Source organism: Acinetobacter stercoris (assembly GCF_900323515.1).
Classification (GTDB): Bacteria; Pseudomonadota; Gammaproteobacteria; order Pseudomonadales; family Moraxellaceae; genus Acinetobacter; species Acinetobacter stercoris.
This window is the reverse complement of sequence record NZ_OOGT01000180.1, coordinates 1-8,594: the sequence shown is the minus strand read 5'-3', so window position 1 is coordinate 8,594 and position 8,594 is coordinate 1. Positions and strand designations below refer to the sequence as shown.

Genomic DNA, 8,594 nt, shown 5'->3' with positions numbered 1-8,594 from the left:
ATTAATATAAGGGTATTGCAACATATATAATATGTGAGTTGATGAAATACTGACTTTACAACTAAAAATAGCAAGATTTATTTTTGATCAAGATAAAGTAGGAAAAAGATAATTGGTCAAATAAGGATATTCTTTTGTACAATTTGTTCCTGTGATTTGAGGTTGCTTTTATCATCAGGTTTGATTGTATTGAACTGGATGTATTTTACCTGCCATTTTCTTTTTAAGATTTTTATCATCTAAAAAAAGATAATTATAAGTTGATCATTTCAATGAAAATGGATAGTTTTACGTCAGTAGACTAATCATAGATGCAATTTATCGCAGAGTTGCTGGGTAACCTCTTGTATCACTTTTGCTTGCGTCTTAGCATAAGAACAAAGAAGCTTAAGCTGCTTCTATACATTAAAACGATTTATTAGGATTAACAGTTGTTATGACAAGCCTTGCGCATCATGCGACAGAAAACCGTTCCGTAGCAGAATTTACAGAACAAGCTTATCTCAATTACGCCATGTACGTGATTATGGACCGGGCACTTCCTCATATTAGTGATGGATTAAAACCTGTTCAACGCCGTATTGTTTATGCGATGAGTGAGCTTGGGTTAAAACCAAGTGGAAAGCCGAAAAAATCTGCACGTACTGTAGGGGACGTTCTCGGTAAATACCATCCTCATGGTGATTCTGCATGTTATGAAGCAATGGTACTCATGGCACAGCCATTTAGTTATCGCTATCCTTTTATTGAAGGACAAGGTAACTGGGGGTCTCCTGATGATCCTAAATCCTTTGCAGCAATGCGCTATACCGAAGCCAAGCTATCGCCTTATAGTGATCTTTTGCTGTCTGAACTTGGGCAAGGTACTGTTGATTGGCAAGATAACTTTGATGGCTCTCTAAAAGAGCCAGTGACTTTACCTGCCCGAGTCCCGAATATTTTACTCAATGGCACGACAGGTATTGCTGTCGGGATGGCAACAGATATTCCTCCGCATAACTTGCGTGAAGTGGTGAAAGGTACGATTGCACTGATCCGCAATCCGAATTTGACAGATGAAAAAGTTGCCGAATATATACCTGGTCCAGATTTACCTACCAAAGCAGAGATAGTGACCCCTGCGGACGAATTATTGAAAATTCAGACAACAGGTCGTGGTAGTTACAGGAGTCGTGCCGTATATACGGTTGATAAAAATGAAATCGTGATTACTGAGCTACCTTATCAGGTTTCTGGTTCGAAAATTATTACCCAGATTGCGGATCAGATGCAGGCGAAAAAATTGCCTCTGGTGACTGACGTCCGTGATGAATCAGATCATCAAAATCCAACGCGTCTGGTTATTGTCCTGAGATCTAATCGTATTGATGCAGATGCGGTCATGAGTCATCTCTTTGCAACGACCGATCTGGAATCTAGCTACCGCGTCAATATGAATATGATCGGGGCAGATGGACGTCCTCAAGTCAAGTCTATTCGAAGAATTTTATTAGAATGGATTGAAATTCGTAAAGATACTGTCACACGCCGTCTGCAATATCATTTAAGTAAGATAGAGAAGCGTTTGCATATTCTTGCAGGTTTACTCATTGCATATCTGGATATTGATACTGTAATCAGGATTATTCGTGAGGAAGATCAGCCAAAACCTGTATTGATGTCTCATTTTAATATTGATGAGATACAGGCTGAAGCTATTTTAGAGCTCAAGCTACGTCATTTGGCAAAACTTGAAGAAATGGAAATTCGCCGTGAACAGGAAGAACTTGAAGCAAAAGCTGCAGTGATTCGTGAACAACTGGCAAATCCGGAGTCATTGAAAAATCTGATTATTTCTGAATTAAAAGAAGATGCGAAGAAGTTCGGTGATGATCGACGCTCTCCAATTGTCATGCGGGCAGAAGCATCAGCAATTAGTGAGCAGGATCTGATGCCAGCAGAGCCTGTAACTGTAGTGCTTTCTGAAGCAGGCTGGATACGTTCTGCCAAAGGACATGATGTTGATGCCGAGAACTTAAATTTCCGTGCCGGGGATCAATATTTAAGTTCTGCACAAGGTAAATCAAACCAACGGGTTTATGTGCTTGATGAAACAGGTCGAAGCTATGCACTAGCAATCAATAGTTTGCCATCTGCAAGGGGCTTGGGTGAACCATTGAGTTCTAAATTATCTCCTGCCAACGGTGTCGGGTTTATACAGGTACTTGTGGCTGATGATGAAAAAGAAATTTTAGCATTGAGTACTAAAGGATATGGCTTCAAGACACATGCGAAACATTTGGATACCAGTGCTAAAGCAGGGAAATCATTCCTGACTGTTCCAAATGATGCCAAGGCACTGCCTTTGCAGATGATAGACGATGCAACCCATGTTGCTGCATTGAGTAGCTCTGGACGTTTATTGATTATTGATTTGTCAGAATTGCCAATTCTAAACAAAGGTAAAGGAAATAAGTTGATACAACTTGAAGGTGATGATCAGCTTCAGTCCGTGCTAACATTGAATTTAAATGAAATAATTCAAGTGTTTGCAGGGCAGCAACAGCTAAAATTAAAAGGTGATGATCTGCAAAAGTACATTGGTAAGCGTGCATCGAAAGGTCAACTCTTACCACGAGGTTATCAAAAAGCAAATAAACTGTGCATTCAGAGATAAGACTAGCATCCATTGATCGAAATACGTTATATATGACATGTGTTCGTGAAAATGGATGCAATATTGAGCACTTAAGAAGCCAAAAAATATGCTTGATATTGAGAAAAACAGTTTAAAACTAAGGATTACTGATTGGAGAATATGGCATTATGGAAAAGATCTGGTTTGCAGAGTACCAAAAGACTGGAATTCCTGAAACAATTGAATTGCCACCAGAAAATACCTCTCTTGTAGATATTTTTGAAAGAAATTTCCAAAAATTCGGATCACGTGACGCTTTTATCTTTATGGATAAAACCATGTCTTTTGACGAACTTGATGAAGCAAGCCGTAAATTTGCAGCTTATTTACAAAGTTTGGGACTAGCCAAGGGAACACGCGTTGCAGTGATGATGCCAAACGTTTTCCAATATCCTGTAGTTGCTTTAGGGGTGTTTCGTGCGGGTCTGGTACTGGTCAATGTCAATCCACTTTATACTGCGCGTGAACTAGAACACCAGCTTAATGATGCTGGTGTAGAAGTGCTTGTGATCATTGAAAATTTTGCATCAGTTTATCAATCAATTTTAGGCAAAACTCCTGTGAAGCATGTGGTTGTTGCTTCTGTGGGTGATATGCTTGGAACCCTAAAAGGTACATTGGTGAATTTTGTTTTACGTAAAGTACGTAAACAGATTCCTGCCTGGGATATTCCTGGTCATGTTAAATTTAATGCAGCAATGGGCAAAGTTAGTGCAAGTAACTACAAACGTCCAAATTTAACACTCAGTGATACGGCTGTCCTTCAATATACAGGTGGTACTACTGGTGTTGCAAAAGGTGCTGAACTGACGCACCGTAACCTGGTTGCTAACCTGCTACAGTGTGATGGTATTTTCCAGAGCAAATTTGGTGATCAAGATGGTAGTAAAGATGATCGAATCATCTGTGCATTGCCGCTATATCACATTTTTGCATTCATGGTTTGCGCACTTTATGGCATGTATAAGGGTGAGGCCAATGTTTTGATTGCCAATCCTCGTGACCTACCTTCAGTGATTAAAGATTTGAAAAATCATCCACCTGCATTCTTCCCGGCTGTAAATACTTTATTTAATGCACTTGTGCATAATGAAGATTTTAAACAGCTTGACCACAGCAAACTTAAAATGGCGATGGGCGGTGGTATGGCTGTATTACCATCAACTGCAGAAGCATGGAAAAAAATCACAGGTACAACCATTATTGAAGGTTATGGTTTATCAGAAACCTCACCTGTTGCAACAGCAAATCCTCCTGCATCTGAAGCTTTCAGTGGTACGATTGGTATTCCACTTCCATCGACTGATGTTGCAATTCTCGATGATGATGGTAATGAAGTGCCGATTGGTGAGCAGGGTGAAATCTCAATTCGTGGTCCTCAGGTGATGAAAGGTTATTGGAATCGACCTGATGAAACTGAGAAAGTTATGACCAATGGGTTCTTCCGTACAGGTGATATCGGTGTGATGGATGAGCGCGGATATACCAAGATTGTTGACCGTAAAAAAGACATGATTCTAGTTTCGGGTTTTAATGTTTACCCTTCTGAAATTGAAGAAGTAATGGCGGGTAATCCTAAGATTCTGGAAGTTGCAGCGATTGGTGTACCTGATGAAAAGTCAGGTGAAGTGCCTAAACTATTTGTTGTGAAAAAAGACCCATCATTGACTACCGAAGAAGTTTTGGCATTCGCAAAAGCAAATTTAACAGGTTACAAGCGTCCTCGTTATGTTGAGTTTATGGATGAATTACCAAAATCGAATGTTGGAAAAATTTTACGTAAAGACTTGCGTAAAACCAATTAATCTTTTAATCACTGAAAAAACTCTTTTTCATAAACAGTATAACCCTGTTAAGTTTCTTTAAATTCGATCCTAGTCCCTCTTTTAAAAGAGGGACTAGGTCAATCAAGTGTTTAAGAGATTTTATTAATAATAGTCAGGCATTATTTCTTTAAGAAAAGTAAAAACTATTTTAATAACCAGCGGTCAATATATGGACGTCCAAATCCAAAAATTATGACAAAAGTCAGCATGGTTCCCATCTGGCGACCTAAGGCCTTACTTGAAATGGTGCCGTAGCTAAAATAGATATCGACCAGACAATAAAGTACAATGATAAAAGCCCATAACCAGACATTCAAACGCTTAATTCCTACAGCATAAAATGCAATCCAGAGCATGATAAATGTACCAAGCGTTGACTGCCAGTTCATATTGGCACATATAACACAGAGCAAAAATGAAACAATAGGAATGACGATTTTAAAAACTCGATCAAGTTTTTGCTGATGTTGTTGGTGCTTTTCTAAAACATCAAGCAATTGTTTCTGATCAGGATTAGTCATACTTGCTCCATTTTACAAATTGTAAAAACATACTATTTAACAAAAAATATCAAGGTTACACCATGCTATGATAGGGCATCTGTCAAATTCCTGAGAATAAAATTCATGCAAGAGATTAGTGGCATTATCTATCTCATTTTAGCAGCTTGCCTATTACCTTATATTTTTACAATTATTGCGAAAATAGCAGGCGGATTTAAAATAAAAGATAATCAGAATCCACGTGAATTTTTAGCAAAATCGACAGGTTTGGCAGCTCGTGCTAATGCTGCACAGCAAAACAGTTTTGAAAGTTTACCTTTATTTCTCGCTGCTGTGTTAATGGCTGAATATATGGTGATCGATCAAACTCTAATCATGACATTTGGTCTTGCCTATATTATTTTACGAATTATTTATGGAATCTGTTATTTGGCTAATTGGTCAACCTTAAGATCAATTATCTGGCTTTTGTCCATGCTTTGTCCAATTTTCCTGCTGTTGTTAATCATAAGAATGATTTAACTTTTATTTGAGTCATAGCCATTTTTATCGTGCAAATTGTATAATTTCACTGTATTTGCGATTTTAAGCGTTATAATCGCCAAGATTTAAACAAGATTAACTGTTAAGAGTACCATATGAGCTACAGTAATATTCCTGCGGGTAAAGATGCACCAAACGATATTTATGTTGTTATCGAAATTCCTGCAAATGCAGCACCAATCAAATACGAAGTAGATAAAGATTCTGATGCTTTATTTGTAGACCGTTTTATGGCTACAGCGATGTTCTATCCAGCAAACTATGGTTATGTACCAAATACTTTATCTGAAGATGGTGATCCACTTGATGTATTGGTAGTAACACCTTATCCAGTTGAGCCAGGTTCAGTGATTCGTTGCCGTCCTGTAGGTAAATTGAACATGGAAGATGATGGTGGTATTGATGCTAAACTTGTAGCAGTTCCACACGAAAAACTGACTCCACTTTATAAAGATGTTCAGGAATATACAGATCTTCCTGCATTATTAATCAGCCAAATTGAACATTTCTTTGCACATTACAAAGACTTAGAACCTGGTAAGTGGGTAAAACTTGCTGGTTGGGAAGGTGCTGATGTGGCTAAAGCTGAAGTTGTTAAAGCAATTGAAGCTGCCAAAAAATAATTTAGAGTCTGTATTCTAAGAAAAAACCTGCATCAAAATGCAGGTTTTTTTATGGGAAATATAGGTGAATAGTTTAGATAATTAAAAAAGGGACTTTAAGAGACGGTTAGTTGATTACTTTAGATGTAATTTTTTGAATTAAATTTATGTGTATAAAAATCAGTATATAAAATAGAGTAAATAGAGCAATTTTATTCTAGATACTTTTTAAACTATATCGTTTTATTAAGTCATTCCAGATCATAAGGTTTATAAAATTGAAAACAATTGGTTTATTGGGTGGGATGAGTTGGGAGTCTACAGATTTGTATTATCAGCAAATCAATAAAATAACTCAAAATAAGCTGGGTCAACTGCATTCAGCAAAAGTGATCTTGATCAGTGTAGATTTTGCTGAAATAGAAGAACTACAATATAAAGGCTTATGGCATGAGGCTGGACTTTATTTACAAGAGAAAGCTGTTCAGCTGGAAAAAGGCGGGGCAGATGGTATCCTGCTTTGTACAAATACCATGCATAAGGTTGCCTCTTATATTGAGTGTTCAATTTCTATTCCATTTATTCATATCGCTGATGCAACAGCAAAAGAAATATTGAGTAAAAATATAAAAAAGTGGGTTTGCTTGGAACTGCTTTTACGATGGAGCAAGATTTCTATACATCAAGACTGGAAAATCAGGGTATAGAAGTAGTGGTTCCAGACCCGGATGACAGAAAAGTTGTCCATGATGTGATTTATAATGAACTATGTTTAGGGGTAATAAAGAAACAGTCTCAGCAAAAGTATGCACAGATTGTAGATAAGTTGATTTCTTCAGGTGTAGAAGGAATTATCCTTGGTTGTACCGAAATTTGTATGTTAATTGGAGATATAAAATTTTCCGTTCCAGTTTTTGATACGACAGCAATACATGCTAAAGCAGCAGTTGATTTTTCTTTATCATAAAATATTTTCCAAAATGAACAAAAGATAGTCGTTACAAATTCTGCCCCATAAAAAACCTGCAATCAATGCAGGTTTTTTATGGATATAAAAAATTATTTTTAATGATTAAAAGAGTTTCACTGGGATATCAAGGAAGACACGCCATTCGTTAGTATCACCGATGTAAGCATTAGTCTGATAAGCTGCACTTGCACGATAATAAGAATTACGTACACGTAGGCTTACATCCTTGGCAAAACCACTTTGAACAGTATATTTCAACTGGTTAAAGAACTCACGTTCAGTAGCATTGTCTGAAATTAGTTTGGTACGGTCATCAGGGTTTGCAACTTTAATGTCCCAACCATATACAAATGCACTAGTCCAGTTCAAACCAGGTACACCAAATGCACCTAAATCAAGGTTATATTGAATTTGTGTAGACTTTTCATGGTTTCCAATGAAGTCTGAAAGATATGAGTTTGGTAAATAGATACTTTGTGCACCATCAGCATTTTCACCATAGTCATAACCAACATTACCTGTGTTTTGTTGGTAAGCCAACATTACGGTATGTGGACCTCTATTATAAGTTCCTGATAATGCCCAGATATTATTAGTGCGGTCCTGACCATCAGGGACAGTTGCAGAATAAGTGCTAGCATTTGCATCAAATTCTGTACGATAACCACTAAAGTCGAATGTTAAAGAATCTTTATTTGCTAGAGGAAACTTATAATTGGCATTGATATAGTGACGGTCAAGCTTATCCTTGATATCCGTACCATAATAAGATCCGGTCAACTGATCGTTAAATTTATATTTTGCACCCCAAACCCATGCACTACGAAGATGACGTCCATCAGTGTCAATCTGATCTGAGTAAGAGTCCTTGGTGAACTTACCACCAATTATTTCTAAATTTTTGATTTCATGGCTGGTTAACAAAGTACCTTCAAAATATTCAGGAACTAGACGAGCTGTATTACTTGCCAATACAGGAATATCTAAAATGTGTGTACCATAGCGTACAGTGGTATTCGAAACACGGGCTTTGACAATACCACCACCACGTGTCCATGTATCGTATGTGTCCCCTTTACCTTTCTTACCATTAAGGGTTTCACGAGGGATCATGCCATTTCCAGCATTTTTATTATCGCCGATTTTGAATGATGCATCCCCGATGATACCTACACCAAAGCCGACAGGACCTTGGGTAAAACCAGACTCAAGATTAAGCATCGCCGTTTGTGCGAATGAGCTAGTATCTGGTGTGCCATTTTTTTTGTCGCGTGTAAGGTAACCAGTACGGAATAAAACAGAACCCTCAGCGTCTTCAACGAACCCCTTAGATTCGCTTTGCTCACTTGCAAATGCAGAGGAGATAAGCGCAGTTTGAACAATTACTGCTAATGAAAGTTTTTTTAGCGTTAGCATCGAATGCCTCATTAAAATATATAAATAACTTATTCAGCTCATTCGAGCCCATAAAGT

The 8,594-nt window shown here is 37.6% G+C and carries 6 protein-coding genes and 1 pseudogene; 5 read left to right on the top strand and 2 right to left on the bottom strand.

Annotated features, from left to right (window positions below):
* The first annotated feature begins 436 nt into the window (after positions 1-436).
* Positions 437-2,656, top strand: coding sequence for a DNA topoisomerase IV subunit A (gene parC, locus KPC_RS15490; protein WP_121975259.1), 2,220 nt, complete (start codon positions 437-439; stop codon positions 2,654-2,656).
* Positions 2,657-2,805: 149 nt separating this feature from the next.
* Positions 2,806-4,482: an AMP-binding protein gene (locus tag KPC_RS15485; protein ID WP_121975258.1), complete on the top strand. Its 1,677-nt coding sequence runs from the start codon at positions 2,806-2,808 to the stop codon at positions 4,480-4,482.
* A 164-nt stretch (positions 4,483-4,646) separates the two neighbouring features.
* On the opposite strand, the gene KPC_RS15480 is transcribed toward KPC_RS15485, so the two are convergent.
* Positions 4,647-5,024 (bottom strand): hypothetical protein, encoded by a 378-nt coding sequence (locus tag KPC_RS15480; protein ID WP_121975257.1) that lies wholly within the window; start codon positions 5,022-5,024, stop codon positions 4,647-4,649.
* A gap of 105 nt (positions 5,025-5,129) precedes the next feature.
* On the opposite strand from KPC_RS15480, the gene KPC_RS15475 reads away from it, so the two are divergent.
* The 3 genes and pseudogenes from KPC_RS15475 (at position 5,130) to KPC_RS15465 (ending at position 7,118) form a co-directional block, all read left to right on the top strand.
* A complete protein-coding gene (locus KPC_RS15475) occupies positions 5,130-5,528 on the top strand; it encodes an MAPEG family protein (RefSeq protein ID WP_121975256.1) in 399 nt (132 codons plus the stop codon).
* 116 nt (positions 5,529-5,644) lie between these two features.
* Positions 5,645-6,172, top strand: a complete 528-nt coding sequence (gene ppa, locus KPC_RS15470; RefSeq protein ID WP_121975255.1) for an inorganic diphosphatase — start codon at positions 5,645-5,647, stop codon at positions 6,170-6,172.
* 257 nt (positions 6,173-6,429) lie between these two features.
* Positions 6,430-7,118 (top strand): annotated as a pseudogene (locus KPC_RS15465) (aspartate/glutamate racemase family protein).
* A gap of 105 nt (positions 7,119-7,223) precedes the next feature.
* Here KPC_RS15465 and KPC_RS15460 read toward each other — a convergent pair.
* On the bottom strand, positions 7,224-8,537 hold the full coding sequence (locus KPC_RS15460) for an OprD family outer membrane porin (protein WP_121975254.1): 1,314 nt from the start codon (positions 8,535-8,537) through the stop codon (positions 7,224-7,226).
* Positions 8,538-8,594 lie beyond the last annotated feature (57 nt).

What these genes read in the sequence shown, in the direction of transcription:
- ppa (WP_121975255.1), top strand. Translation starts at nt 5,645, where the DNA reads ATGAGCTACAGTAATATTCCTGCGGGTAAAGATGCACCAAACGATATT.
- KPC_RS15475 (WP_121975256.1), top strand. Translation starts at nt 5,130, where the DNA reads ATGCAAGAGATTAGTGGCATTATCTATCTCATTTTAGCAGCTTGCCTA.
- parC (WP_121975259.1), top strand. Translation starts at nt 437, where the DNA reads ATGACAAGCCTTGCGCATCATGCGACAGAAAACCGTTCCGTAGCAGAA.
- KPC_RS15480 (WP_121975257.1), bottom strand. Translation starts at nt 5,024, where the DNA reads ATGACTAATCCTGATCAGAAACAATTGCTTGATGTTTTAGAAAAGCAC.
- KPC_RS15485 (WP_121975258.1), top strand. Translation starts at nt 2,806, where the DNA reads ATGGAAAAGATCTGGTTTGCAGAGTACCAAAAGACTGGAATTCCTGAA.
- KPC_RS15460 (WP_121975254.1), bottom strand. Translation starts at nt 8,537, where the DNA reads ATGCTAACGCTAAAAAAACTTTCATTAGCAGTAATTGTTCAAACTGCG.